The 26,841-nt window shown below is 61.8% G+C and carries 26 protein-coding genes; 4 read left to right on the top strand and 22 right to left on the bottom strand.

The features are described from left to right. Positions 1 to 8 precede the first annotated feature (8 nt). From PQR53_RS31185 to PQR53_RS31160, 6 genes are all read right to left on the bottom strand, one after another. A complete protein-coding gene (locus tag PQR53_RS31185; protein WP_408462895.1) occupies positions 9 to 929 on the bottom strand; it encodes an MBL fold metallo-hydrolase in 921 nt (306 codons plus the stop codon). Next, a complete protein-coding gene (locus PQR53_RS31180; protein WP_408462892.1) occupies positions 926 to 1,435 on the bottom strand; it encodes a MaoC family dehydratase in 510 nt (169 codons plus the stop codon). The genes PQR53_RS31185 and PQR53_RS31180 overlap by 4 nt, the downstream gene beginning before the upstream one ends. Next, entirely contained in the window at positions 1,432 to 1,668 is a 237-nt protein-coding gene (locus PQR53_RS31175; RefSeq protein ID WP_408462889.1) for a DUF1289 domain-containing protein, read from the bottom strand. The genes PQR53_RS31180 and PQR53_RS31175 overlap by 4 nt, the downstream gene beginning before the upstream one ends. Before the next feature lie 4 nt (positions 1,669 to 1,672). Further along, positions 1,673 to 2,194 (bottom strand): YbaK/EbsC family protein, encoded by a 522-nt coding sequence (locus tag PQR53_RS31170; RefSeq protein WP_408462886.1) that lies wholly within the window; start codon positions 2,192 to 2,194, stop codon positions 1,673 to 1,675. Positions 2,195 to 2,223: 29 nt separating this feature from the next. Continuing rightward, on the bottom strand, positions 2,224 to 3,150 hold the full coding sequence (locus tag PQR53_RS31165) for a hydroxymethylglutaryl-CoA lyase (protein ID WP_408462883.1): 927 nt from the start codon (positions 3,148 to 3,150) through the stop codon (positions 2,224 to 2,226). 332 nt (positions 3,151 to 3,482) lie between these two features. Next, entirely contained in the window at positions 3,483 to 4,424 is a 942-nt protein-coding gene (locus tag PQR53_RS31160) for a 2-hydroxyacid dehydrogenase (protein ID WP_408462880.1), read from the bottom strand. A gap of 378 nt (positions 4,425 to 4,802) precedes the next feature. Between PQR53_RS31160 and PQR53_RS31155 the strand changes: the two genes are divergently transcribed. Both PQR53_RS31155 and PQR53_RS31150 read left to right on the top strand, forming a co-directional pair. Beyond that, a complete protein-coding gene (locus PQR53_RS31155) occupies positions 4,803 to 5,405 on the top strand; it encodes an RBBP9/YdeN family alpha/beta hydrolase (protein ID WP_408462877.1) in 603 nt (200 codons plus the stop codon). Between the two features lie 86 nt (positions 5,406 to 5,491). Next, positions 5,492 to 6,517: a sulfate ABC transporter substrate-binding protein gene (locus tag PQR53_RS31150; RefSeq protein ID WP_408462874.1), complete on the top strand. Its 1,026-nt coding sequence runs from the start codon at positions 5,492 to 5,494 to the stop codon at positions 6,515 to 6,517. A 146-nt stretch (positions 6,518 to 6,663) separates the two neighbouring features. Here the strand turns inward: PQR53_RS31150 and bioB are convergent, their stop codons facing one another. From bioB to bioA, 4 genes are read right to left on the bottom strand one after another with little or no spacing between them, the layout of a single operon-like run. Further along, a complete protein-coding gene (gene bioB, locus PQR53_RS31145) occupies positions 6,664 to 7,752 on the bottom strand; it encodes a biotin synthase BioB (protein ID WP_408462871.1) in 1,089 nt (362 codons plus the stop codon). Positions 7,753 to 7,786: 34 nt separating this feature from the next. Further along, complete coding sequence (gene bioD / locus PQR53_RS31140) at positions 7,787 to 8,506, bottom strand: dethiobiotin synthase (RefSeq protein ID WP_408462868.1); 720 nt, start codon at positions 8,504 to 8,506, stop codon at positions 7,787 to 7,789. Beyond that, positions 8,503 to 9,687 carry an 8-amino-7-oxononanoate synthase gene (gene bioF, locus PQR53_RS31135; protein ID WP_408462865.1) on the bottom strand — a complete coding sequence of 395 codons (1,185 nt, stop codon included), beginning with the start codon at positions 9,685 to 9,687 and terminating at the stop codon, positions 8,503 to 8,505. The genes bioD and bioF overlap by 4 nt, the downstream gene beginning before the upstream one ends. Further along, positions 9,687 to 11,036, bottom strand: coding sequence for an adenosylmethionine--8-amino-7-oxononanoate transaminase (bioA, locus tag PQR53_RS31130; RefSeq protein WP_408462862.1), 1,350 nt, complete (start codon positions 11,034 to 11,036; stop codon positions 9,687 to 9,689). The genes bioF and bioA overlap by 1 nt, the downstream gene beginning before the upstream one ends. Positions 11,037 to 12,086: 1,050 nt before the next feature. Between bioA and PQR53_RS31125 the strand changes: the two genes are divergently transcribed. Continuing rightward, positions 12,087 to 12,347, top strand: a complete 261-nt coding sequence (locus PQR53_RS31125; RefSeq protein WP_408462859.1) for a hypothetical protein — start codon at positions 12,087 to 12,089, stop codon at positions 12,345 to 12,347. Here the strand turns inward: PQR53_RS31125 and PQR53_RS31120 are convergent. The 8 genes from PQR53_RS31120 to PQR53_RS31085 form a co-directional block, all read right to left on the bottom strand. Then, positions 12,344 to 13,648 carry a dienelactone hydrolase family protein gene (locus tag PQR53_RS31120; protein ID WP_408462856.1) on the bottom strand — a complete coding sequence of 435 codons (1,305 nt, stop codon included), beginning with the start codon at positions 13,646 to 13,648 and terminating at the stop codon, positions 12,344 to 12,346. The genes PQR53_RS31125 and PQR53_RS31120 overlap by 4 nt on opposite strands. A 596-nt stretch (positions 13,649 to 14,244) precedes the next feature. Continuing rightward, entirely contained in the window at positions 14,245 to 14,694 is a 450-nt protein-coding gene (locus PQR53_RS31115; protein ID WP_408462853.1) for a YchJ family protein, read from the bottom strand. Between the two features lie 7 nt (positions 14,695 to 14,701). Next, positions 14,702 to 15,832: an acyl-CoA dehydrogenase family protein gene (locus PQR53_RS31110; protein WP_408462850.1), complete on the bottom strand. Its 1,131-nt coding sequence runs from the start codon at positions 15,830 to 15,832 to the stop codon at positions 14,702 to 14,704. 36 nt (positions 15,833 to 15,868) lie between these two features. Beyond that, positions 15,869 to 16,546 carry an SDR family oxidoreductase gene (locus PQR53_RS31105; protein ID WP_408462847.1) on the bottom strand — a complete coding sequence of 226 codons (678 nt, stop codon included), beginning with the start codon at positions 16,544 to 16,546 and terminating at the stop codon, positions 15,869 to 15,871. A gap of 47 nt (positions 16,547 to 16,593) precedes the next feature. Beyond that, positions 16,594 to 17,802 (bottom strand): acetyl-CoA C-acetyltransferase, encoded by a 1,209-nt coding sequence (locus PQR53_RS31100; RefSeq protein WP_408462844.1) that lies wholly within the window; start codon positions 17,800 to 17,802, stop codon positions 16,594 to 16,596. A gap of 7 nt (positions 17,803 to 17,809) precedes the next feature. Further along, complete coding sequence (gene can / locus PQR53_RS31095; RefSeq protein ID WP_408462841.1) at positions 17,810 to 18,586, bottom strand: carbonate dehydratase; 777 nt, start codon at positions 18,584 to 18,586, stop codon at positions 17,810 to 17,812. Between the two features lie 93 nt (positions 18,587 to 18,679). Then, a complete protein-coding gene (gene aceK, locus PQR53_RS31090) occupies positions 18,680 to 20,509 on the bottom strand; it encodes a bifunctional isocitrate dehydrogenase kinase/phosphatase (protein WP_408462838.1) in 1,830 nt (609 codons plus the stop codon). 212 nt (positions 20,510 to 20,721) lie between these two features. Next, on the bottom strand, positions 20,722 to 21,126 hold the full coding sequence (locus tag PQR53_RS31085) for a MerR family transcriptional regulator (RefSeq protein WP_408462835.1): 405 nt from the start codon (positions 21,124 to 21,126) through the stop codon (positions 20,722 to 20,724). 254 nt (positions 21,127 to 21,380) lie between these two features. On the opposite strand from PQR53_RS31085, the gene PQR53_RS31080 reads away from it, so the two are divergent. Further along, positions 21,381 to 22,454, top strand: coding sequence for an MBL fold metallo-hydrolase (locus PQR53_RS31080; protein WP_408462832.1), 1,074 nt, complete (start codon positions 21,381 to 21,383; stop codon positions 22,452 to 22,454). Positions 22,455 to 22,543: 89 nt separating this feature from the next. On the opposite strand, the gene PQR53_RS31075 is transcribed toward PQR53_RS31080, so the two are convergent. The 4 genes from PQR53_RS31075 to PQR53_RS31060 form a co-directional block, all read right to left on the bottom strand. Further along, complete coding sequence (locus tag PQR53_RS31075; RefSeq protein WP_408462829.1) at positions 22,544 to 22,927, bottom strand: DUF3828 domain-containing protein; 384 nt, start codon at positions 22,925 to 22,927, stop codon at positions 22,544 to 22,546. 390 nt (positions 22,928 to 23,317) lie between these two features. Then, positions 23,318 to 24,904 carry an ABC transporter substrate-binding protein gene (locus tag PQR53_RS31070; protein WP_408462826.1) on the bottom strand — a complete coding sequence of 529 codons (1,587 nt, stop codon included), beginning with the start codon at positions 24,902 to 24,904 and terminating at the stop codon, positions 23,318 to 23,320. Between the two features lie 265 nt (positions 24,905 to 25,169). Then, positions 25,170 to 26,048 carry a helical backbone metal receptor gene (locus PQR53_RS31065; RefSeq protein WP_408462823.1) on the bottom strand — a complete coding sequence of 293 codons (879 nt, stop codon included), beginning with the start codon at positions 26,046 to 26,048 and terminating at the stop codon, positions 25,170 to 25,172. A gap of 3 nt (positions 26,049 to 26,051) precedes the next feature. Continuing rightward, complete coding sequence (locus PQR53_RS31060) at positions 26,052 to 26,825, bottom strand: SDR family oxidoreductase (RefSeq protein ID WP_408462820.1); 774 nt, start codon at positions 26,823 to 26,825, stop codon at positions 26,052 to 26,054. Between the last annotated feature and the right edge of the window lie 16 nt (positions 26,826 to 26,841).

Raw genomic sequence — 26,841 nt, 5'->3', positions numbered from 1 at the left:
CCGCGACGTCACGCCTCGCGCGCGACGATGCGCTCGCCATCGATTGCCAGGGGGCCGTTTCTGGCCGCCAACTCCTCGACGATCGTGTGGATCAGCGCTGGCCATTCGCCACGCGGCTTAAGCATGGTTGCCGCGGCGCGCATCACGGCGGCGTCGTCGAGCATTTGCAGCAACGTGTCAAAGCTCATCGCGCGGACTTCGAGCAGCTTGAACACGATCAGCACCTTCAGTGCATTCTTCGCATTGCGCGCCGGATCGGCGCGCAGCCACGCAACGCGTGAAAACGCCCGTTCAAGCGCCTCGTCGACGTTGGTGAAGGGCGAACCATGGCCGGGAATCACAAGCCGCACCTCGAGCTTCGCAATGGTTTCGAGCACCGCCTGTTCTTCGGCGAAACCGCTTTCACCTTCCAGCTCGGGGAAAATCACGCCAAAGCCGTTTTCCCACAGCGCGTCCGCGCTGATCAGGATGCGTTCGTCAGCGCAATACAGCATCAACGAATGTGGATCGTGGCCAGGCGCGCCGAGCACCTGCCAATCCAGCGCGCCGAGCCGTAGTTGCGCGCCGGGCGCGATCGTTTCGGTGAAGGTGAAGCGCTCGCAGCGCTGGCCGGTGGCGCGAAACGTCAGACGGGTTTCGTCCCACTCGCCGACTGCATCGGCCTCGGATGCGGGAATCGCAGTACGGCACGGCCACGTCGATTGCAATAGCGCGTTGCCGCCGCAGTGATCCGAATGCAGATGCGTGTTGACGATCAGATCGAGCGGTCGCGCGCCGAGCGTGTTTTGCACCAGCGCGACGGTTTGCGGCGCGTGCGTTGCGTAACCGGTATCGACGAGCGCGGCAGAGGTGTCGTCGACCAGCAGCACGTTGTTCGACGAAAGCCAGCCGCGTTCGAAGACTCGGATCGATTCTGGCAGCTTCGTCATGGTGTGTTTGCGTTGGTGCGTGTGGTTGCGCTTGTGCCCACGTCCCTGTCCGCGTCTGAACGCTCCGATGCTTCGGGTTTCGCCATCACCAGGATCGTCGACGTGCCAATCAACATGGTTTCGCCGTGCTGGTTCACCACGCTCCCTTCGAGATGCGTCAGATCGCCGTTCAGACTCGGCTTCCAGTAAGCATCGCGCACGCGCCAGGTGATTGTCAGCGTGTCGTTCGCATGGACCGCCTTCTTCAGCTTGATATCGAATTCGAGGCCGAGCGGCTGCGCGTAGGTCGAGAAGTGCGTGGCCAGCAACGCCATGAAATGCGCGGTGGGCTGCGTGCCGGATGCGATCAAACCGCCAAAGCGGCTTTGCGCGGCGTACGCCTCGTCGTGATGCAGCGGGTTGAAGTCGTTGACGAGCGTGGCGAAAGATTTCACCGAGTCCACCGATAATTCCAGCGTCGAGTGGAACGTCTCGCCGATCGTCACGATGCGCGGTGCGGCATTCATCGCTGCTCCTTCGCCGGGTGTGCCTGCTTTGCCATGAACTGCACGTGACGTTCCTCGACCGCGTCCCAGACGGCGCGCTTCGCATCGTTGTCCAACAACGACCAGCCCGCGATCTCGTCGATCGTGCGCAAACAGCCTTCGCACCAACCGGTTGATGCGTCCATCTTGCACACGCTGATGCAAGGTGAGGGCACGGCCGCCTCGTCGTCTTCGCTATCGATGCCCGCTGTCATGGCTTCATACCGTCTCGCGCAATGCCACGTCGATGACCGGCGCACCCGTCAACGCAATCAGTTCCTGCGCGCTCAGATTGAACACCGCATGCGGATGACCCGCGGCGGCCCACAGGCTGCCGAGCGCCAGCAGATCGGCATCGATCAGCGTGACCGGTTCCGTGGCGTGGCCGATCGGGCACACGCCACCGATCGCGTAACCGGTTTTCTCGCGGACGAACTTCGCATCCGCGCGGCCGATTTCGCCGACTTGCGCCGCGACCTTCTTTTCGTCGACGCGATTCGCGCCGCTCGCGATCACCAGAACCGGCGCATCGTCTTCACGGCGGCGAAACAGGATCGACTTGGCAATTTGCGCAACCGAGCAGCCGAGGCCGGCCGCGGCTTCGGCGGAAGTTTTGCCGGTTTCCGGCAGCATCACGACCCGTCCCGCGTGGCCGCGTTCGCGCAACAATAGCGCGACACGGCGGGCGGAATCGGGCAACGCGGCGAGATCGTCGGAATCGAGAGAAGCGTGGTCCGTCATTGTTCTAGGTCCTGAATGGATGGCAAGCGTCAAACGCAGTTGGCCTGTTCGCTGCGCGCTTTGGCGAGCAGCGCCTTGCCGGCGCGCGATACGTTCGGCCGGCTAATCGACGTCGAAATGAAATCGCCGATCGCGACGACTTGCGCCAGGTCGATGCCGGTCTCGATACCGAGGCCGTTCATCAGATACAGCACGTCTTCGGTCGCGACGTTGCCGGTTGCGCCCTTCGCATACGGGCACCCGCCCAGTCCCGCCACCGAAGCGTGATAGATCTCGACACCTTCCTGCAACGCGGCGTAGATATTGGCGAGCGCCTGGCCGTAGGTGTCGTGGAAGTGACCCGACAGACGTTCACGCGGAAACACCCTGGTGACGGCCTCGAACACTTCGCGCGTGCGTTTCGGCGTGCCGACGCCGATCGTATCCGCGATATCGATCTCATCGCAGCCGAGCGCAGCAAAACGTTCGACCACATCGACTACCGACGCCAGCGGCACTTCGCCCTGATACGGACAACCCAGCGCACACGATACGCTGCCGCGAATCCGCAGGCCGTGTTCCTTCGCCGCCTGCGCGACAGGCGCGAATCGATCGATGCTTTCCGCGATGCTGCAATTGATGTTTTTCTGCGAGAACGCTTCGCTGGCCGCGCCGAAGATCACGATCTCGTCCGCGCGCGCGGCGAGTGCGCCTTCGAAGCCGCGCAGGTTCGGCGTCAGCACCGAGTAGATCGTGCCGGCACGGCGTTCTATACCGGCCATGACATCGGCGCCGTCGGCCATCTGCGGCACCCATTTCGGCGATACGAACGACGCGGCTTCCACGTTGCGAAAGCCCGCCGCCGACAAGCGGTTGATCAACTCGATCTTGATCGCGGTGGGGACGAATTCTTTCTCGTTCTGCAGTCCGTCACGCGGACCGACTTCGACGATTTTGACGTGCTGGGGCAAGGCCATGATATGTCTCCTGTGTCGACCGGAGTTTGCGCTTTAGCGCATTACTCCGGTCCCATGCAAAGCTGTCGACCGGAGTTTGCGCTTTAGCGCGTTACTCCGGTCCCATGCAAAGCTGTCGACCGGAGTTTGCGCTTTAGCGCGTTACTCCGGTCCCATGCAAAGCTGTCGACCGGAGTTTGCGCCTTAGCGCGTTACCCCGGTCCCATGCAATGAGCCCGCGCGTGGCGGCGCTCCTTCAGTTTGACTCGATAGTGCTCAGAACAGTGTTCGATATTCGTTTCCAGTATCCGAGCTCGGCGTCCACGTCGAATACCCATGCCTGGTACCCACGCTTAGTACCCACGCTCGATGTCAACCACCCCGCTCACCGTTTCGCCGCGCATCAGCGCCGCCATTTTTCCGGCGACTTGCGCGACACTCTCTTCGCGCAACGTGAGCGCGGACACATGCGGTGTGATCGTAATGCGTGGCTCCCGCCAGAACAGATGATCGGGCGGCAAGGGTTCCTCGCGGAACACGTCCAGCGTCGCGGCGGCGAGCTGGCCGCTGGAGAGCGCTTCGAGCAGATCCTGTTCGACCAGATGCCCGCCACGCGCGACGTTGATCAGATACGCACCCTTCGCGAGCTTCGAGAAGGTGCGCCGGTTCAGCACGTCGCCGGTATCCGGCGTGTGCGGCAACAGGTTGACCAATACTTTCACGCCGTCGAGAAATGCATCGAATTGCTCAACGCCTGCGAAGGTCGTGATGCCGTCGATTTGCCGCGCGCTGCGGCTATATCCGCGCACCGGCATGCCGAAGGCCGCGACTGCTTGCGCGACATGCGCACCGAGCACACCCAGGCCGAGCACGCCGACGGTGAAGGTCTCGCGCGGATGGGGATCGAGTACTTGCCAGCGGCGCTCGCTTTGCAGCGTTTGATACTCGTCGAAGCGGCGCAGGTAGCGCAGCACGGCATGGGTGACGTACTCCGCCATCTGCGGGGCCATGCCGGTGTCTTCGAGCCTGATCAGATGCGCGTTGCGCGGCAACGTACCGGGGTGCTCGTGTTCGAGCGAGAGGATCGCATCGACGCCCGCGCCGAGATTGAAGATGGCGCGCAGATCGTCGCGGCCGGCTAGCATCTCGCGTGGCGGACGCCATGTCACCGCGAAATCCGCCGGTTCGGTGTCGCCTGCCTGCCATTCACGCAGCTCCGCTTGCGGCAGCGCGTGGGTAAGGTCGTGAAGCCACGCGGCGGAATCGGCATGCGGCATGTAGAAGAGGATTTTCATACGGTCTGGATGGCGTGTGCGTTGTCGAGTCTGATGGCGGGAAGGGCCCGGTAGATGGGCCGCAACGCCCGCGGCGCTTCAGACGACGCTTGCGGCATGGGCCACCTCCTTTTCTGGATAGGCTTCATTCTACTTTTTCGACGCCAATCGCGCGCGTTTGCGCACGGGCGTGCGGTTTGGGTGGTGACGCCGGCTTGACCCTATACCTCGGCTGGGCTCGGCCGCGCGCCTCGAACCATTGAACTGCGGGCAAGGGCCGCCCGGGTCGATCCGCCATGGCCGCGCATTTACCCCATAAACAAAGCACAAAAACTTGGTTCGCCCTTGCGGCGCCCGGCGGGACAATCACTTTCCGGATTCCGGCAGCGAGGGACTGACATGCTTTCATGCATCAAATCGACATGGCCGCCGCGGCTCGTCACCGTTCCCGGCCTGCACGGCAGCGAGGGCGCGCACTGGCAAACATGGCTCGAACGGCAATTCGCGCGCTCGCTGCGCGTCGAACAGGCCGACTGGGAAGCCCCGGACCTTGCTGTCTGGGCGAAGTCGCTGCGCGATCTGCTCGCGCGCGAACGTGGGCCGTTCGTGCTGGCCGCCCACAGCTTTGGCTGTCTTGCGACTGCGCACGCGTTGCAGCAGGCCTCGTATGCGAACGATGTGGTCGGCGTGTTGTTCGTTGCGCCCGCGAGCCCGGAGAAGTTTGCCTTCGCGGGCCCGTTCGACGCCCGGCGTCTCGGCGTGCCGTCGATTCTGATCGGCAGCGAAACCGATCCGTGGATGCCGCTCGCCGGTTCGCGCGATCTAGCGCAGCGTTTCGGCAGCGCATTCGTCAATCTCGGGGACGCGGGACATATCAACACGGCGGCGGGATTCGGGCCCTGGCCGCGCGCCAAGTATTTCATCGACACGCTGGTGCACTGCGCGGCGCCGCTGCGCTTTCGCGAGGAGACGCTCGAGGTCGCGCAGCACGCGTTCGTTTGAGCGACCAGAAAGCGATCCGTTAGAATCCCGCTTCACGCCGCGCGCTCGTGCGGCTGCAGATTTTTTCATCGATAGGCGGGGACAAGATGGCAGGCAAGACGGGGACATCGCGCTGGCTGGCAGCCGGCATGACGGCAATGACGCTCGCGCTCGGCGGCGTATCGACAGCGCACGCGGACACATCGCTGCTCAACGTGTCGTACGACGTGACGCGCGAGTTGTACAAGGACATCAACGCCGGCTTCATCGCGCAATACAAACAGAAGAGCGGCGAGACCGTGTCGATTCGCCAGTCACATGGCGCGTCGAGTGCACAGGCGCTGTCCGTGCTGCAAGGATTGCAGGCAGACGTCGTGACGATGAACCAGCCGAACGACATCGACCTGCTCGCCGAAAAGGGTCAACTGGTGCCCGCCAACTGGCGCACGCGTCTGCCGGACGATAGCGCTCCGTACACCACGACGATGGTGTTCCTCGTGCGCAAGGGCAACCCGAAGCACATCAAGGAGTGGGACGATCTCGCCAAACCCGGCATGCAAGTCGTGATCGCCAACCCGAAGACCTCGGGTAATGGCCGCTATGCCTATCTGGCCGCATGGGGTTATCGCAAGCAGCACGGCGGCACGGATGCGCAGGCGATCGATTTCGAGAAGGCCATCTTCAAGAACGTGCCGGTGCTCGACACAGGTGGCCGCGGCGCGACGACAACCTTTACGCAACGCGGTATTGGCGACGTGCTGGTGACGTTCGAGAATGAAGTGTCGTTGATCGACACGGGCGTGGGCGCGGGCAATTTCGAAGCGGTCTATCCGTCGGTGAGCCTGCTGGCTGCGCCGCCGGTGTCGATCGTCGACAAGGTGGTCGACAAGCGTGGTACGCGCAAGGAAGCGCAGGCCTATCTCGACTATCTGTGGTCGCCGGCCGCGCAGGAAATCATCGCGCAACATCATCTGCGTCCGCGCGACAAGAATGTGCTCGCGAAGCACGCGGCTGAGTTCAAGCCGATCAAGTTCTTCACGGTCGAGGAGATATTCGGCAGCTGGCAGAAAGCGCAGCAAACGCATTTCTCCGACGGTGGGACGTTTGATCAGATCATCGTGGATAAGAAGTAAGTCTCTGCCTCAGATGTAGAAAGGCCGCCTCGTTTCCGAACGGCACCCAGGATCGTTGGACGGAGGTCCAAATCAAGGGGGCAGTTCTTTGCGAGGCGGCTTTTTTATTGCGCGTGTTCATCACGCGCGGTTGATACTTCGGATCTTCAGTTCGGCGCGCCGTGTTTATCGCAGCCATGCTCACAGCCGCTCTGATCCAGCGGCATCTGTTGCGCCGCTTCCGCGCGAATGCCGAGGCGTTCGAGCAGCTTGCGGTCCGCTTCGGCTTGCGGATTGCTCGTGGTCAGCAACTGGTCGCCGTAGAAAATCGAGTTCGCGCCGGCAAGGAAACACATCGCCTGCAACGCTTCGTCCATCTGCTCGCGGCCCGCCGACAGACGCACCATCGCGCGCGGCATCGTGATGCGGGCAATCGCGATCGTACGGACGAATTCGAACGGATCGATGGCTTCGGTGCCGGTCAGCGGCGTGCCTTCCACCTGCACCAGGTTGTTGATCGGCACCGATTCTGGATACGGCTCCATGTTCGCGAGTTGCGCGATCAGGCCGGCGCGTTCACGGCGCGATTCGCCCAGGCCGACAATACCGCCGCAGCACACATTGATGCCCGCCTCGCGCACGCGTTCCAGCGTGTCGAGACGGTCCTGGTACGTGCGCGTCGAAATGATCTGGCCGTAAAACTCCGGCGACGTATCGAGGTTATGGTTGTAGTAGTCGAGGCCGGCTTCGCGCAGACCTTGCGCCTGATGCGTTTCGAGCATGCCGAGCGTCACGCAGGTTTCGAGGCCCATCGCCTTCACGCCGCGGATCATGTCCTTGATCGGCTCGAGGTGACGGTCCTTCGGATTGCGCCACGCCGCGCCCATGCAGAAGCGCGTCGCGCCGTTGTCCTTGGCGACCTTGGCGGCGGCCAATACTTCATCGACCGGCATCAGCTTGTCGGCTTGCAGGCCGGTGTCGTGATGCACCGACTGCGGACAGTACGCGCAATCTTCTTCGCAGCCGCCGGTTTTGATCGACAGCAGTGTGGACAGTTGCACGGTGTTGGCGTCGAAATGTTCGCGATGGGTTTGCTGCGCGCGGAACATCAGGTCGTTGAACGGCAGTTCGTACAACGCGACGATGTCGGCGACGCGCCACTTGGCGGCCGGCCTGGCGCCCGCTGCTGCATTGTTGGCGTTGTGATTCGAGGCAGCCGTGTCGGCTGGGCTCGGAGCGATGTTCAGTTGCGTCATGTCGTCAATCCTCATGGATGGATGTGATGGATTCTCAGCGTTGCGCGTGGCGCAGCATCTGCAGGAGTCGGTTGATATCGAGTTGCCCGGCCGCGAGTTCGGGCGAAGCCGGCGTCAAATGCGGCACGATGCCGAGCAACGGTGCGTCGTATTCACGCGCGAGATGCTCGCGGATCGACGCGATGTTTTCGTCGGGGAACGTCATGTCTGGATCGATGCGATTCGCCACCCAGCCGGCAAGCGTCAGCCCGCGCCTGGCGATCGCTTCAGCGGTGAGTAATGCGTGGCTGATGCAACCCAGGCGCATGCCGACCACCAGCACGACCGGCAGCTTCAGCGCGACGGCGAGATCGGCGGTGTCTTGCGTTGCGCTCAGCGGCACGCGAAAACCGCCGACGCCTTCCACGACGACGATCTCCGCCTGTTCAAGCGCTCGCGCATGGCAATCGACGATGTGATCGATGTCGAATGTGACATTTTCCAGCGCGGCGGCGATATGCGGTGCGGCCGGTTCCTTCAGCAGATACGGCGTGCGAACCTGCGGCGGCAGCAGGACGCTCGACGCGGCGTCGAGTTGATCGGCGTCTTCGTTATGCAGCACACCGTTCAATTCGAATGCGCCCGCGGCAATCGGCTTCATCGCGGCGGCTTGCAGTCCTTCGCGAACGAAGCCGCGCAAAAGCGCCGCGGAGACGAAGGTCTTGCCGATTTCCGTATCGGTGCCGGTGACGAATAGGGACAGCGCCGTGCTCATGCCGCTTTCGCCCCGAGTTGTTGCAAGCCCGCTTCGAGCCGGTCCAGATCCGCGTGCGAGTGCGCAGCGGAGAGCGAAATGCGCAGCCGCGATGTACCCGTGGGCACCGTGGGCGGGCGGATCGCCGGGACCCACAAGCCGGCGCGATCGAGCGTGGCCGCAATGTCCAGCGTGGCGTCGTTCGCGCCGATGATCAGCGGCTGCACAGCGGTGTGCGAATCGACCGGCAACCACGGCGTCGCCTTCAACATCGCACGCGTGCGTTCGATCAACTGCTGAAGATGCGCACGCCGCGCGTCGCCTTCTTCGCCGCCGATGATACGCAGACTCGCGGACACCGCATGCGCCGCGGCGGGCACGGAAGCTGTCGTGAAGATGTACGGACGCGCGCGCTGCACGAGCCATTCGATCACCGTTCCATGCGCGACGACGAACGCGCCCGACACCCCCGCGGCCTTGCCGAGCGTGCCGATCGAAATCAGATTCGGCGAGCGTAGCGCGGCTTGTGCAACCGCGCCGCGTCCTTGTGGACCGAGCACGCCGAAACCGTGCGCATCGTCGACGATCAGCCATGCGCCGTGCTGTTCCGCGAGTTCGAGCAGACGCGGCAAGGGCGCGATATCGCCGTCCATGCTGAACACGGTATCGGAGACGATCACTTTGACGTCGGCGTCCGACGCGTCGAGCATCGCGCTCAACGCTTCCATGTCGCAGTGCGGATAGATCTGCACATCGGCGCGAGACAGGCGCGCGCCGTCGATCAGCGACGCGTGATTCAGTGCATCGGAGAAGAGCGTGGTGCCGCGGCCCGCGAGCGCGGTGAGCGTGGCGAGATTCGCCATGTAGCCCGTGCTGAAGTAAAGCGCGCGCGCGTTGTCGACGAAGCCGCCGGCGAATTCAGCGAGATCGTCTTCGAGTTGTGCGTGCGCGCGCGAGTGGCCGCCGAGCAGATGCGAACCGCCGCTGCCCGCGCCGTAACGCTGCGCGCCCTCCGCGATGGCCGCGATCAGTTGCGGATGTGCCGCGAGCCCGAGATAGTCGTTACTGGCGAAGCCGATGATCTCGCGGCCGTCGACGGTCATGTGCGCGGCGCACGGCGTGTCAGCAGTGCGGCGGCGACGGCGCAGGCCGCGCGAGTCGATGTCCTTGAGGCCTTCGGTGAGTGTGTCGAGCAGGTGCATTAGCAGGTCTCCGCGAGCGTTGCTTCGAAGGTTTCGCGAGTGCGCGAGGCGAGCAGCGCGATTTCTTCGTCGTCGAGGATGTACGGGGGCATCAGATAGACCGTCGTCGAAATCGGCCGTAGGAGCAGCTCGCGCTGCAACGCGTTTTCGAAGAAGCGGCGCGAGAATGTTTTGGCTTGCTGAGCGTCGTCGATCACTGCGTCGAAGGCGAAGATCGTTCCGCACTGACGCAGATTGCGCACCTGTTGGTGATCGGCGAGCGGCGCGAGCGCGGCTTTCAGCTTTGCGGACTTGTGTGCGTTGACGGCGAGCACGTTGTCGCTCGCGAACAGATCGAGCGTGGCGAGCGCCGCGCGGCACGCGAGCGGATTGCCGGTGTACGAGTGCGAGTGCAGGAAGCCGCGCGCGGTATCGTCGTGATAGAAGGCCTCGAAAATTTCATCGCGCGACAACACGATCGAGAGCGGCAGATACCCGCCGCTGATGCCTTTCGACAGACACAGGAAGTCCGGCCAGATACCGGCTTGTTCGCAGGCGAAGAAGGTGCCGGTGCGTCCGCAGCCGACGGCGATTTCATCGGCGATCAGATGCACACTGTACTGATCGCAGAGCGCGCGCAGTCCGGCGATATACGACGCGTCGTGCATCGCCATGCCGGCCGCGCATTGCACGAGTGGCTCGACGATCAGCGCGGAGATTTTCGTGGCGCGAGCTTCGAACAATGAGCGAACCTGATCGAGCGCACGGCGCGCGACGTCGGCCGGGTTTTCACCGGCTTGCGCGAGGCGCGCATCGGGCGAAGCGACGACGTGCGCGCTGCGGATCAGCGGATCGTAGGCATCTTTGAAGAGCGCGACATCGGTGACGCCGAGCGCGCCGATGGTTTCGCCGTGATAGCTGTTGGCGATGCAGACGAATTCCTGCTTGTCCGCGAAGCCGCGATTGCGCCACGCGTGGAAGCTCATCTTCAGTGCGATTTCGACGGCGGACGCGCCGTCGGATGCGAAGAAGGCGTGGCCGAGCGTGTTGTTGGTGAGCGCGCTGAGGCGCTCCGCGAGTTCGATGGCGGGCTCATGCGTGCAGCCGGCGAGCATGGCGTGTTCTAGCGTGTCGAGCTGGTTTTTCAGCGCCGCGTTGATGTGCGGGTTGGCGTGGCCGAAAAGGTTGACCCACCAGGAGCTGATCGCGTCCAGATAGCGGTTGTTCGAGCGGTCGTAGAGCCATGCGCCCTGGCCTCGCGCGACGGCGATGAGCGGCAGGTGCTCGTGGTGTTTCATCTGGGTGCAGGGATGCCATACGGCACGCAGGCTGCGGGTGATCCAGTCTTCAGGGGATGCTGACTTTTCCAAAAGGTACTCCGAGGTGCTTTTTTGCCGTTGCACGGCTGGCTTTTTTAGGGCCTTTCATTCGCGGTTTTTCTTTGCGCTGCGCGCGGCCTTGGGGAGGCTTGCGGAGGTGAGATTAGCGGTTTATTTCGTGCTGCGCACTAGGGGTTGGGGGGTGGTTTTTGCCTGCGGCGCTGGGGTTTGGTGCTGTTCGATGCAGGTGGTTTCAGATTCGGTCTGAAGGTCGCTGATCGACGGAGTTGACGACGGCAAAGTAGTTGGAGCTTGTGGGGGGAATTGCCTGCGGCGCTGGGGTTTGGTTTGGGGTTTTTGCCCCGGGGGCGTGTGTTTTTTGGCTGGCTGCCTATGGTGTTGGCCTTTCCTTGATTTGATATTGGTGTATTAGCGTCGCCCCTGTGCGGGGCGGGCACCTACTTTTCTTTGCCTGCCGCAAAGAAAAGTAGGCAAAAGAAAGCGGCTCACCCCGCTAGTTCTTAAGCGGGTCCCCCGCACAGTGACGGTAGTGGAGCATCTGGAATCCGTGCCCTCGCGCATTCAGCGTGAGTGACAAGGAAGTCATACTTCCCGCCTCGCCCTACGTGCTCGCCGGAAGGGCGAGCACGCAAACCAGTGGCTTTGTTAGGGCGCGGTGGGGGCCAGCGGCTTCGCCTCGGCGAAATGCCGAATGAACCGGAAATGAACCCAATTACCCGAATGCCGAATGCCGAATGCCGAATGCCGAATGCCGAATGCCGAATGCCGAATGCCGAATGCCGAATGCCGAATGCCGAATGCCGAATGCCTGAGTGCCCTAAATGAATTGACGAGGGTAATAAATTCGAATGGGGCTTGAATGGAACGCGAGAGTGAAACGCAGGAATTGGTTTTGAGAAATGCGTTTCGGCGCGCGCAGCGCCGCGGGAAGAATGACTGCTGTGTCACTCACGTTGAATGTGCGAGGGCACGGATTCCAGATGCACCACTACCGTGACTGTGCGGGGGACCCGCTTAAGAACTAGCGGTGTGAGCCGCTTTCTCTTGCTTACTTCTCTTTGCGGCGGCAAAGAGAAGTAAGTGCCCGCCCCGCACAGGGGCGACGCTAATAGACCAATATCAATTCAAGGAAAGGCCAAAAAGCCAGATCAAGGAAAGGCCAAAAACCCAGATCAAGGAAAGGCCAAAAAGCCAGATCAAGGAAAGGCCAAAAAGCCAGATCAAGGAAAGGCCAAAAAGCCAGATCAAGGAAAGGCCAAAAAGCCAGATCAAGGAAAGGCCAACACCATAAAAGCACAGACAAACAAGCGCCGCGCAGGCAACCCCAACCTTAATTATTAATTCCGACTAGCAATGGCCGGCCGCCCATTATCAGCCCCTGAAGAAGAGGAGGAGGAAGGCGAAGAGGACGAGGAAGAAGAATCCGCCGTCTGCGAAGACCCACTCCCCCATACAACGGAGTTATCAACCGCATATAACCGGCAGGGCGCCGAACTCTGCTTCTGGCAATTAGCAATGGCAACCGACATCGGATTATCACCACCTTCAGCCCACGACCACGCACCCGAATCCGACACAGCAAAAGCCCGGCTAGGATACTGGTGCAAAAAATTCCGATACCCATTGCGACCCGCTTCATCCACAAACGGCACGGAGTCGACCGCATCGACAGCGGCAAACCCACTCGCCTTCGGCGCTGAAGGATCATCGACCCGATATTGCACGCCGGTAGGCATCCCCGCCTGAGCAAGGAACGCCTCGACCGCCGGCCACCAAACATGTACGCCATCGCGATCGCCCACGAGCCGATGCGCGTCATTCTTGTAGTTGCCGAAATCCACCATCTTCGCGCTCGCGCCGTGCGCGGCATACGCGGCAAACATGCCGGCCACCAGCGGCGGAGTCCACACTGAATCGTTATCGCCATACAGCCACAGCGACGGCACCCTGGTTTTCTCGCCATACGCGCCGAATGCGCGCGTCAGATTGGCCTGCCAGTCCGTGCACGCGTCCTGCCGCAAACCGCCCGAAAAATTGATCAAGGCCCGCACGCCCGGTGCAGCCTCGGGGCCGTATGCCATCGTCGCAAGGCCGCCGTGCGAAGTGCCGGCCACCACGATGTGGGTCGCGTCCACGTAAGGCTGCTTCGACATGAAATCGATCGTCGCGGCCACGTCGCCAGCCTGGCCGACGCCGTTAAGTGCGACGTCGCAACCATCCTGCTGATAAGTGCCGTCGGAATGGCCGAAGCCCTGGCGATTCGGCGCCACCACCACGTAGCCGCGGCGCACGAATTCGCGCGCGAACGGCAACGGGTCGCTGCGCTCCTGCGTGCGCGGGTCGCCTGGAATCTTGCCGTGGTTGAAAACAATCATCGGAAACGGACCTGGACCGTCCGGTTTGTAGATCGTCGTTTCGAGCGTGACCGTGCCGGCAGCGTCGACCGGCACGCGAATAATCTGTTCGTTGAGGCCGGCGCTGGGGAGATAGACGTCGTCGTCGAGCGCGATGCGCGGCACGTGTGCCCGAGTGAGAGGCCCCGCCTGGATGTCGGCGAGCGGGTCGGCATGCGCGAGCGCGACAGCGCATATCGCCGTTGCACACGTCACCGCACACTTCGTCAGAACCTTGCTGAACACCATTGACGCACCTGCCTCAAAAACCTGCCCTGAACACCGTGATGCCTTGTCTGTCGAATGCCATTGCTGACAACTGCCTTTCGGCGGTGTTTTCGACACACAAAAACACACTCGCGTACGGAGTGCGCCAGGCGCACGCACGCTAATCGAGATCGCACGGGATGAACCCAAACGGCCGACGCGACCCCACGCGCCGATGATGAGCGTCACATCTGCTGCCCGGAACCGCTGTCGAACCCTTACTGAAGGCTATCGGCAGGGCGCCTGCGCATTTGCGGAAGCGGTATGGACCAGTTCTCGCAACGTGACGTCATAAACCTACAGCCTCATCCTGGCACGACAATTTTGTTTTGTGCAATCAAGGAGAACCCGCGACGAAGAAAATTGCCGCGTGTGAAGCTCGCCACATTCGCCCGCCGGAAGGCGGCATAACGCCCGTCGCGCGGTGCTTGGCTGCACGAAGTAATGTGTCGCAACACGCGCGCTTGTGGTGTCGAGCCAACACGAAAAAAAAAGCCCTCGTTTGAGGGCCATATGTGGTCACGGCGCGATCGGCGTCGCTGCGTCGCTGAGTTGTGTAAGGCTTTGAAAGGCTTGGGTTATTCGCTCACGTCGCCATCGACATAGCGCCAGTGCCCGTCTTCGCCGCGTACGAAGCGGCTCAACTCGTGCAGCCGGTGGGCGCGACCGCCTACCTTGTATCGTGCGACGAATTCGACCGTGGCATGATCGGCGTCAATGTCCGCGAAGGCCTTGATCTGCAGTCCGAGCCAACGCGGCGCGTCGGGGGCCGCAGGGTCGGCGTCGAGATCCATGGGGCAGGTGTGCGGTGCCCAGGTAGCACGCAAATAATTGGTTGCGCCGACAACATATGCGCTGTAACGCGAGCGCATCAGTTCGAGCGCACGCGGCGCTGTTTCACCGCCGTCGATATAGCGTCCACAGCATTGTTCGAAACGCGGCGGCTTGGCGCCATTGCGTTGGTCAGGCGCGGCGCCGCCGCAGGGGCACTCGGATGGTCGTTGCGTTGACAACAGTTGCTTATTCATCAGACCTTCAGCCAAGACCGCGCGCGATCAAAATTTTCTGGATGTCGCTGGTGCCTTCGTAAATCTGGCACACGCGGACATCCCGGTAGATGCGTTCGACGGGGAAGTCGCTCAGATAGCCGTAGCCGCCATGAATCTGCAAGGCCGCCGAGCAGATGCGCTCCGCGGCTTCGGAAGCGAACAGCTTGGCCATCGCGGCCTCCGTCAGGCAGGGCTGGCCGGCGTCTTTCAGTGAGGCCGCGTGCCAGATCAACTGACGTGCCGCTTCGAGTTGGGTTGCCATATCGGCGAGACGGAACTGCACGGCCTGGTGCGAAAACAGCGGCTGACCGAAACTCTCGCGCTCCCTGGCATAGGCCAATGCCGCCTCGAACGCGGCGCGCGCCATGCCGACGCTTTGCGCCGCGATTCCGATGCGTCCGCCTTCGAGCCCCGATAGCGCAATCCGATAGCCTTCGCCTTCCGCGCCAATCAGATTCGCGGCCGGCACGCGGCAATCCTCGAAAATTATCTGCGCGGTGTCCGACGAATGCTGGCCAAGCTTGTCTTCGATGCGCGCAACGACGTAACCCTTCGTATCGGTGGGGACAATAAATGCGCTGATGCCGCGTTTGCCGGCGGCCTTGTCGGTCACGGCCATCACGATCGCGACGTTGCCGTTCTTGCCGCTCGTGATGAACTGTTTGACGCCGTTCAGCACGTAGCCGTCGCCATCGCGTGTCGCGGTGGTGCGCAGCGCGGATGCGTCGGAGCCCGCTTGCGGTTCGGTCAGGCAAAACGCACCGAGCATCTCGCCGCGCGCGAGCGGCGTGAGCCAGTCGCGTTTCTGCGCGTCGGTGCCATAGGTCAGCAGAATGCTGCACACCGGGCAGTTGTTGACGGAGATCGCAGTCGAGGTGCCGCCGTCGCCCGCCGCGATTTCCTCGAGGATCAGCGCGAGCGCCAGCGCGTCCATGCCGGCGCCGCCATACGCTTCGGGCACCAAAACGCCATAGGCGCCGAGTTCGGCGAGCTGCCGATGCACGTCCTTCGGGAACGCGCGCTCGCGGTCCCATTGCGCCGCATGCGGCGTAACGGCTTCGCTCACGAACGTGCGCAGCGCATCGCGGACCATCAGATGATCCTGATCAAGCACCATGGCCCGGTCTCCTTGTTAGTCTCGCCATTTGTCTGCTCACCACTCGAGCGCCGTGCCGTCGTATTGATAGAAGCGGCCATTGAACGCCTCACGCGATGCCGCGGCCTGCGCGAGAACATCACGCATGCCGGTGACGCTGCGCGCCGGATCGATCGCCGCTTGCGCGCCGCCCATGTCGGTGCGCACCCAGCCAGGATGCAGCGAAATACACGTTGCGCGCCGTGCTTCCAGCGAGGCGATTTTCAGCGCGTCGTTCAGCGCGGCCTTACTCGCCCGGTATAGCCAGCCGGTCGTGCCACTGGCGTCGCCGATGCTGCCCATCTTGCTCGATATCACCGCGAACACGCCGCCGGCTTCTTCGACGAGCGGCAGCAGGATCGGCATCAATTGCATCGGTCCGCGCACATTGGTATGCATGACCTGGTCGAAGTCTTCGGCGGTGATCGCCTCGAGGCCTTCGGTTCGCGGGCCATATACGCCCGATACCAGCACCGCCGCGTCGAGCCGTTCGCCGTCGAGCTTCCAGCCGAGCGCGGCGATTTCCTCGGGGGCGGTGACGTCGAGTGAAAAGGTCTCCGCGCCGAGCGCCTTCAGCGCGTCGAGCGCGGCGCCGTCGCGCGCGGTGGCGAGCACGCGCCAGCCGCTCTTCTTGTACTGATGCGCAAACTCCTGGCCGATGCCGCGCGACGCACCGACGATCAACACTGTCTTCATCGAATCACCTCAAGCCCTTAAACCCGCTAGCGCCTGCAAACCGCGCATCAAACCAGTTCAATGCCCATCGCCGTTGCTTCGCCGCCGCCGATGCACAGCGTCGCGACGCCGCGCTTCAGACCGCGCTTCTTCAACGCGCCGATCAGCGTGACGAGAATCCGTGCGCCCGATGCGCCGATCGGATGGCCGAGCGCACAGGCGCCGCCGTTCACGTTGACCTTTTCATGCGGCAGCCGATGTTCCTTCATCGCCGCCATCGTGACGACCGCGAACGCTTCGTTGACCTCATACAGGTCGACTTCGTCGGCGCGCCAGCCGTTCTTTTCGAACAGCTGGCGAATCGCCCCGACCGGCGCGGTGGTGAACTTCGCCGGTTCCTGCGCGAAGGTCGAATGGCCGACCACACGCGCCAGCGGCTCGACGCCGAGACGTTTCGCGGTCGATTCGCGCATCATCACGAGCGCTGCGGCGCCGTCGGAAATCGACGACGAGTTCGCCGCCGTCACCGTGCCGGTTTTGCTGAACGCGGGCTTGAGCGTCGGAATCTTGTCGAGGTTCGCTTTGAACGGCTGCTCGTCGTGATCGATGGTCACGTCGCCCTTGCGGCTTGCCACCTTCACGGGTGCGATTTCCCAGCCAAACGAACCGTCTTCATTCGCGCGTTTCGCCCGATTCAGGGACTCGACGGCGAACGCATCCTGCGCTTCGCGCGTGAAGTCGAACGACGCCGCGCATTCCTCGGCAAACGTGCCCATCAAACGGCCCTTTTCGTACGCGTCTTCGAGACCGTCGTAGAACATGTGGTCGATCACCTGGCCGTGGCCCATGCGCATGCCGTTACGCGCCTTCGGCAACAGGTACGGCGCGTTGGTCATGCTCTCCATGCCGCCGGCGACGATGACATCGACCGAGCCCGCGGCCAGCATGTCGTGCGCGAACATCGCCGCGCGCATGCCGGAGCCGCACATCTTGTTGACGGTGGTGCTGCCGGTGCTCAACGGCAAGCCGGCGCCGAGCGCGGCCTGACGCGCGGGCGCCTGGCCGAGGCCCGCGGGCAACACGCAACCCATCACGACCTCGTCGATCTGTTCGGGCTTCAAACCGGCGCGTTGCACTGCAGCTTCGATTGCAACCGAACCCAACTGGGGCGCGGTCAACGAAGCGAAATCGCCCTGAAATGCCGCCATCGGCGTGCGGGCCACACCTACGATTACGACCGGATCAGACTTTGTCTCACTCATGTTTGCCTCACTCATGCGGGTTTCATTCATGCTTAAGTTCTTTGATCACACCTTCGACGATGGCCGGCACGTCGCCGAGCTGGGCCGCATCGGCCGCGACCATGTCGTTGTCCGCTTTATGCGCGCCGCTGGCCGACACCGCCGCAACGCAGCTCCTGTAGGTTGCATCCAGCGAGGCAGCGTCGCTAATCGTCATGCCGAGGTTGCGCACCTTGCCATCGTGCACGCCATACACCCAGCCATGCACGGTGAGTTCCTGACCGCGTGCCCACGCATCGTTGATGATGGTAGTACGGCATACGTTCATGACCTGCTCGATCGCATTCAGTTCGACCAGACGCCGATGGCGCGCCTCACCCAGCGGCCACTCCTCGATCAACGCGGCGTGTTTGGTGCGCACGTCCTGCACGTGATGCAGCCAGTTATCCGCCAGACCCACACGCCGGCCGTGCAGCGCTGCGCCAACGCCCGAGCAGCCATAGTGGCCGACCACCATGATGTGCTTGACCTTGAGCAGATCGACGGCGAACTGGATCACCGACAGGCAGTTCAGATCCGTATGCACCACCACGTTGGCAATATTTCTGTGCACGAACACTTCGCCCGGCGGCAGGCCGATGATCTGGTTGGCCGGCACGCGCGAATCGGAACAGCCGATCCACAGATATTCGGGTGTCTGCTGGTGCGCGAGACGTGAGAAGTACTCCGGGTCTTCGGACAGCTTGCGGGCCACCCATGCGTCGTTGTTGTCGAACAGATGGGCCAGCGGATTGGCAGCGGGAGAAGCGTTTTCGTTCATGGTGAGTCTGGCGGTTGCTCGACCGATTGACGGGTCGATGTCGTTACATGAAGTTCGGACGATGCAGTCAACAATGCGAGTGGCGCATGAGGCTCACGCCACGCGCACGGTGCGCTCATCTGCCTGGTTCTCCGCTATGCCGGACGCCGCATCGGCGAATCGTTCCGGATAGCGGATGCAGAAGCGCACGCTGCTGTCGTACGGGAAAAAGTCGGGCAGTTCGCCTTTCAATAGATGATCCTTGTGCCGTTGCCATAGCGCTGGATCGAAGAAGTCCGCGTGATGCTGCATGAAAGACCGGCGCACGCGTGGGTCGCCGAGCAAAAACGTGCCGTATGTCTCCGGGAAGATGTCGTGCGGGCCGACCGAATACCACGGCTCGCCGGACATTTCGTCTTCCTCGTTACGTGGCGCCGGCACCGCGCGCACGTTGCATTCCGTCAGGTACTCGATTTCATCGTAGTCGTAGAACACGACGCGGCCATGACGTGTCACGCCGAAGTTCTTGTACAGCATGTCGCCGGGGAAGATGTTCGCCTGCATCAATTCCTTGATCGCGTTGCCGTATTCGTTGATGCCGTGATCGACGTCGTCGTCGCTGCCGTTTTGCAGGAACAGGTTGAGCGGCACCATGCGGCGTTCGATATACATGTGACGAATCACCAGGTTCTCGCCATCGGGTTCGATCAGGGACGGCACTTCCTTTTCGAGTTCGCGCAGCAGTGCTTCGTCGAGCCGCGAGATCGGCAGCGCCACGCTCGAATATTCGAGCGTGTCAGCCATGCGGCCTAACCGGTCATGCCGTTTGACGAGCTGATACTTGGCCTTGATCTGCTCGCGCGTGGTTTCCTTTGGCGGCGGGAAGTGGTCTTTGATCAGCTTGAATACATACGGAAACGACGGCAGCGTGAACACCAGCATCACGAGCCCCTTGATGCCGGGCGCGATGATGAACTGATCGCTTGAATGTTTCAGATGATGCAGCAGATCGCGATAGAACAGATTCTTGCCCTGCTTCTGCAAACCCACCGACGTATAGATTTCAGCCTTCGGTTTGCCTTGCATGATCGTGCCGAGAAACTCGACGTAAGCGGACGGCACTTCCATATCCACCAGGAAATACGAATGCGAGAAGCTGAAGATGATCAGCAACTGGTCGCGTTTGAGCAGCACCGTATCGAGTGCGAGCACGCCCGGTTTCACATGGCGTATCGGCACCGCGATGGGCAACAGCAAATCGCCGTTGATGATCCGTCCGACGATATACGCCGACTTGTTGCGATAGAACAGCGACGAGAGTACGTGGATCTGGAAGTTGGGCGCTTCGTCGAACACGCCGAACGCATCCTGGATCGTCTGCATCACGCACTCGACGTCGCGCTTCAGATCCTCGAATGGCGGCTCCAGCTGAAAGTTGGTGACGATGCGTTCGAGCGTCGCGGCAAGACCGTCCTTGCCAGGGTAATACGCGCGATAGGTCGGCTTCGCGGCCGGTTCGTCGTTCTCGATGTATTCGGTCGAGATCGCCGGACGCACAAAAATGAAGTCGTTGTTGAAATACGAACGGTGCAGGATCTTGCAGCACACCGAATTGAAGAACGTCTCCGCGCATTCGGGTTGGCGGTGCGTGGTCAGAAGGCCGATGTAGTGCAGTTTGATCTGCTGCCAGACCTCGTCGTCGATATTCTCGGCGTCGTATTCGTCTTCGAGCAGTTCGACGCATTCCTCGACGCGATCGTCATACGAGGTAATGCGCTCGCGCGCCAGCGTTTGCAGGCCGTGCCAGTCGCCGGCTTCAAAAAGCGTTTTGGCATGGATCGCGGCGTCGCGGAAGATCCGGTAGTGCCGATCGAATCCTTCGAGCATCGTCTGGGCGACGTCAAAGCCGATCTGCGACGACAACAGTTTGGGGAAGTGATTCATGTCGACCGTGCATTCGTACCATGTCGTGAAGACACCCGTGATTGTATCGTTCGGGTGGGCCCGCGACGCATCGCGCCGCTTAGCGTGCGCCCTGGCGTCTTCTGGACGTTGGCAGGCGTTCGCCGACTTTCAGACTATCTCCGCTCAATCTCTCTGTTTGGCATGCCTTAATCGGCGCAACTTGCCGCAAAAAATATTTGCCTGATTGCCGCCTACGCGGACTTGGTCTCGCGTGCCCCGCTCTCCAGCAGCGCGCGCGCCTGGCTTTCATATTGCGCGAGGTCTTCGAGCGTCGCGTTCAGATCCTCCAGTTGACGTTCGAGTACGTCGCGATGGCGCGCCACCGTTGCAAGGAAGGCGTGCAATTGCGGCACGGTATCGGTCGGCGACTCATAGACATCGAGCAGATCGCGGATTTCCGACAGCGTGAAGCCGAGCCGCTTGCCGCGCAGCGTGAGCTTCAGGCGCGTACGGTCGCGGCCCGAATAGACGCGCCGCAAACCGCTCGATCCCTCACGGCTGGGCGAGAGTAAACCCTGGTCTTCATAGAAGCGGATCGCTCGCGGCGTGACGTCGAATTCCCGCGCGAGCTCGGTGATCGTATATTGCGTGTTCATCGGGGCGTGCCGTGACCGGGCAGAAAATCAGATTGAACGATAGAATCGACGTTTACGTTATCGTCAACTTGATCGGAACGCAACAGCAACGCAACAGCAACGCAACAGCAACGCAAGAGCAACGCAAGAGCAACGCAAGAGCAACGTAACTACGGCGCAATACGGCACCGGTATGTCCCGGCCGGGCCGCAACCACGCCGTGCGGCATCGCATACCTCGCCATGCCGGACGGCCGACGGAGGAAGACACACACAATGAATGCACTCGAACATCAACTCGATTACCCGTTCAACGACACCTTGCCGGAAGCAGGCCACGCGATGGAAGTCGCCCCCGGCGTGTTCTGGTTGCGCATGCCGCTACCGTTCGCACTCGATCACATCAATCTGTGGCTGCTGCGCGATGAAATCGACGGTCAGCAAGGCTGGACGGTAGTCGATTGCGGCATTGCCTCGGACACGATCAAGGAGAACTGGGAGAAAGTGTTCGACTCCGTGCTCGACGGCTTGCCGGTGCTGCGCGTGATCGTCACGCATTGCCATCCGGATCACATTGGCCTCGCGCACTGGATTTGCGCCGGTGGCGACAAGAAACGCTGGGACGTGCGCTTGTGGACGACCCTCGGCGAATACATGCAGGCCCGCGTGATGGCATCCGGAGACGGTTCGAATGCGGGCGGCGAGGGCGCCGCGCGGCACTTCGCGCGGCATGGTTTGGGCGATCCGGAGTCGCTCGAAAAACTGCGCAATCGCACGAGCTACTACTCGACTCTCGTGCCGGCGCTTCCCGGGCAGTACCGCCGTCTGCGCGAAGCCGATGGCGTGAAGATCGGCGGCAAGACGTGGCGGGTGGTGACCGGTTTCGGCCATTCGCCGGAACACTGCGCATTGCATTGCGAAGAGACCGGCACGCTGATCTCCGGCGATATGGTGCTGCCGCGGATTTCGACTAACGTCTCGGTGTTCGACATGGAACCGGAAGGCACGCCGCTCGCGCTGTATCTGGAGTCGCTCGGCCGCTACGAGACGATGCCCGAAGACACGCTTGTGCTGCCGTCGCATGGCAAGCCGTTTCGCGGCGTGCGTACGCGCATCAGGCAATTGCGTGAACATCATGACGCGCGTCTGGCTGAAGTGCGCGAGGTATGCGCGGAGAAGCCGCAAAGCGCCGCGGATATCGTGCCGATCATGTTCAAGCGCCAACTCGACATCCATCAGATGACATTCGCGATGGGCGAGGCGTTGGCTCACTTGCATCTGCTATGGCTCGCGGGTGAGTTGAAGCGCACGGAGGATGCGGATGGGGTGATCCGGTTTTCGGCGGTGTGATTACGGTGATGTGCAGGAAGTAAAGCCCGCGGATGCGGGCTTTACGTTAATCGGTGGACGCCGCGTTGGTCAGGCGGTGTTCCCAAAAGCTACTTGTCATCCTGCGTGTCGTCCACTTTGGTGATCTTCCAGATTCCATTCTCTTTGCGTAGAAATGCGAGGATGGTTTTCTTTTCCGTCGATCCGAACGTCACAGGAACAAGCGCAACATCATCAAGCAGGATCATCGGATGGGGCGCAATATGAGCGAGCCAATCCCCTTGGTCGTAGTCCTGGACCTTTGTGAAGTACTCGGCCTTCTCAGCAAACTTGTTGTGCTTATATTCTGCTCTCAGGAAGTCGACGGTTGGCTTTGACACATAGCGATAGACGTCTTTGTCCATGAGCGCATAGCCGCGGTCTTCAGAGTCGCGCTTGATGAACCATGTGTAGAAGGCCTTTGCGCTGGCTTCAGGCGTCGTTGCCTTGTGCACTTCCGTTTGCGCGATCGCAAACGGGGGGGGCAAAAGGCGCTTGGGACAATAGCGAGGGTCGCAATAAGAAGAACCAGGGATTTCCGCATGATTGCGCTCAGTCGTGACGGTAGATCTTATAGGGCGGACGCGCCCATTGACACGTACAGTAGGTATCCAAATCAAATTGAATGGACATCGTGGTGTTGCCTAACGAGATTGAGTTAAAAAATTAACAACTGTTTAACCTTTACTGGTGATTAAAGCAGTCTCTGGAAATATTCTTCCTTGAGCTACCTGTAACGCATACTGTATTGCTTGAATGCGAGAGCGGTATCGCGATGCTTGCGATAAAAAAAGCCCGATTCTTTCGAACGGGGCTTTTTTACGTACATTCAGACGAGAGCGCGCTTACTGCACCGCCACCGTCCCAAAGTTCTGCCGTCCAAACGGACTCACGTGATAGCCGCTCACATTCGTACGCGCGATCGCCGCCGCAGTCGGATAACCCAGCGGAATCCACAGCGCCTGATCATGGATGATCTGCTGCGCCTGCTCGTACGCCTTCGCGCGTTTGGCCTGATCGGGCGTTGCCTTGCCGTCGGCGATCAGTTTGTCCAGGTCCTGATCGCAGAAGCGCGCAAAATTGATCCCTGACTTCACCGCATTGCAACTGAAGAGCGGCGACAGATAGTTATCCGGGTCGCCGTTATCGCCGGCCCAGCCCATGAACAGCGTGTCATGCTGGCCTTGTTTGGCCTGCTTGATTAGCTCGCCCCATTCGATCACCTTCACGTCCGCCTTCACGCCGATCTTCGCGAAATCGGCTTGCAACAGTTCAGCGCCGGCTTTCGGATTCGGGTTCAGCACGCTACCGTTCGGACGCACCCAGATCGTCGTCTCGAAACCATTCGGATAGCCCGCGTCCGCGAGCAGCTTCTTCGCCTTCGCCGGATCGTACGGCCACGCCTTCACCGCCTTGTCGTAGCTCCACGTGTTCGGCGGATACGGATTGACCGCCGGTGTCGCGGTGTTGTCGAAGATTGCCTTCAGGTACGTGGTGCGGTCGAACGCCATGTTCAGCGCGGCGCGCACCTTCTGGTTGTCGAGCGGCTTCTTCTGCGTGTTCAACGCGACGAACGCCGTCATGAACGCGGGCGTCTGCACGATGGCGAGCGACTTGTCGCTCTTCGCTTCGGCGAGATCTTGCGGCTTCGGCGACAACGCGATCTGGCATTCGCCGGCCTTCACCTTTTGCGCGCGCACGGTGGCGTCGGGCGTGATCGCGTAGATCAGACGGTCGATTTTCGGTTTCGGGCCCCAGTACGTGGGGTTCACGTCGTAACGGATCACGGCGTCTTTGGTGTAGCTCTTCAGTTCGAACGGACCGGTGCCGATCGGTTTCGAATTCAGGTCGACCTGCTTGCCGGCCTTGAGTAACTGATCGGCGTATTCAGCCGAATAGATCGACGCGAAACCCATTGTCAGGATCGACACGAAGGTCGCGTCCGGTGCGTTCAATTCGAACTTGACGGTGTTGTCGTCGACCTTGCTGATCGACTTGATCAGCTTCGGCAAGCCCATCGATTGCGCATGCGGGAAGCCGCTTGCGCCCGCTACCTTGTGCCACGGATTGCTGTCGTTGAGCATGCGGTCGAAGGTGAAGACGACGTCGTCGGCATTCAGCGCTCGGGTGGGCTTGAAGTAATCCGTAGTCTGGAACTGCACGTTGGGACGCAGATGGAACGTATAGGTGAGGCCGTCGGCGCTCACGTCCCACTTGTCGGCTAACGCGGGCACCACTTTCTTCGTGGCCTCGTCGTACGAGACCAGCGAATTGAAGATCACGTCGGCCGATGCATTGGTCGTCACGAGCGAATTGAACTGCACGACATCGAAGCCGTCGGGGCTCGACTCGGTGCAGACGGTCAGCGGCTTGGCGAGCACGAGCGCGGGCGCCGTGAACAGTACGGCGGCTGCGAGCAGTTTGAAGCGCATAGGATCTCCCATAACAAGCGCAGTCAGGCAGTGCGTCTGGTTGTGTGGTTGTATTCTGTTGACGGGCGACGGCAACCGGTGATCGGTGGCCAATCTGGCCGTCGTCTTTATTGTGATACGTTTCCGGCGCTGGCGCATGGGTTGGCTGCGATAGCCCATGTACGCCTCGGCCTTCGCGAAAGCTTATCGAAGGGTGGTTGCGGCGACAACAATTTAATCCGCATATCCATATGGATGGCTGAGGGTTGATGCGCAGTGGGGTGGCTCACGCTGCGCTTGCGCGGCGTACCAGATAGCGCACGCCTTCGATGGCGCGCACTCCGTACCACGACACCAGTTCGCCATCGATCAATTCAATGCGCTTGCCAGCCAGCCTGGGATCGCGTTTCAGCGCGTCGCAATGCGCTTGCGTGAAGCGATACGGCTCACTGGAGAGCAGTATGCGATCGACGCCCGCTAGCCACGGCGCGTGATCGAAGTCGAGCGTGGGATAACGCGCGGCGCCTGCCGGTCCGCCTTCCACATCAGGTAGCGTCTGCCAGTTCACGAGCCGCAGCATTGCCGAGATGTAGGTATCGCGCGCGACGGTCATCCATGGCTCGCGCCAGATCAGATACAACGCGTTTTGCATGGGAAACGCCTGCGCGGCGATTTCGCGCAGACACGCTTCGAGCGCCTCGCTCAAGCGCTGCGCCTCTTGGGCGCGGCCAAATATCGCGCCCAGCAGCGAGTACAGCGAGAGATTGTCCTGCGGCATCAGCGGGTGGGTGACGACGATATGCGGCACAAACGCGCGCAACTGTTCGACGGTATCGCGTTCGTTCTCGTCGATATTGACGATCAGATGGGTGGGCTGCAAAGCACGAATTGCGTCGATGTTGACGGCTTTCGTGCCGCCGACCTTGCGCACGTGCCGCACCTTGTCGTGCGGATGCACGCAAAAACCGGTGCGCCCGACGATCTGCGTGTCGAGCCCCAAAGCGAACAGCAATTCGGTGATGCTCGGCACCAGCGAGACGATGCGGAAATTCGCGCCCGAGGGGTGGGCGCCGCGCGTATCGACGCCCGACCCATGGGCGCCCGACACACGGACGCCCGCCATTTCGTGCGCGACGCCGGCTGCATCGACCGCGCGCGGCTGCATGATTTATTCGGCGGCGACGCGGGGCTTGCGCGGCGCGCGTTCGAACGCGAGGTCGTAGAGCCGGCGCGGCAGCACATGCAGCAGCATCGCCACGATGCGCATCTGCCATGGGAACACGGCGAAGCGCTTTTGCCGTTCGACCGCGCGGGCGACCTTCACCGCGAAGCGGTCGGCGTCCATCAGGAACGGCATGGTGTACGGGTTGTGCTCGGTCATCGGCGTGCGGATATAGCCGGGCGCGATGGTGACCACGCCGACACCCAGCGGCCGCATCTCGACGCGCAACGCTTCCAGATACTTGAGCGCGGCCGACTTCGATGCGCTGTACGCGCCCGACCCCGGCAAGCCACGCACGCCGGCGACGCTGGCGATCCCGACCAGCGTGCCGCTCTTCGCGGCGGCCATCGCGGCGGCGAACGGCTCGAAGGTGGCGACCATGCCGAAGTAGTTGACGTCCATCACTTCGCGGAAGGCGCGCAGATCGCCGTGCCCGGTGACCGCGCCGCGGCTGATGCCGGCATTGGCGATCACGACGTCCGGCAAACCGTGTTGCGCGATGAACTGCGCGGCCGCTTCGGCAAGCGCCTCGGCGTCGCGGACGTCGACGGAATAGATGGAGATGGAATTCTGCGGATGGGACTGCTGGAAAGCGGCGAGGGCGTCGCCGCGACGGGCAACCAGGCCGAGAATCGCGCCGCGCCGCGCATATTCGGCGGCGAGCGCGAGGCCGATGCCACTCGAGGCGCCGGTAATGAAAACCTTCAGGGGTGAACTCATTCCGGCGCCTCGGCTA

Origin of the sequence: Paraburkholderia fungorum, assembly GCF_046027605.1 — a bacterium.
GTDB classification, from domain to species: domain Bacteria; phylum Pseudomonadota; class Gammaproteobacteria; order Burkholderiales; family Burkholderiaceae; genus Paraburkholderia; species Paraburkholderia fungorum_F.
This window is presented reverse-complemented; position numbering and strand designations above follow the sequence as displayed.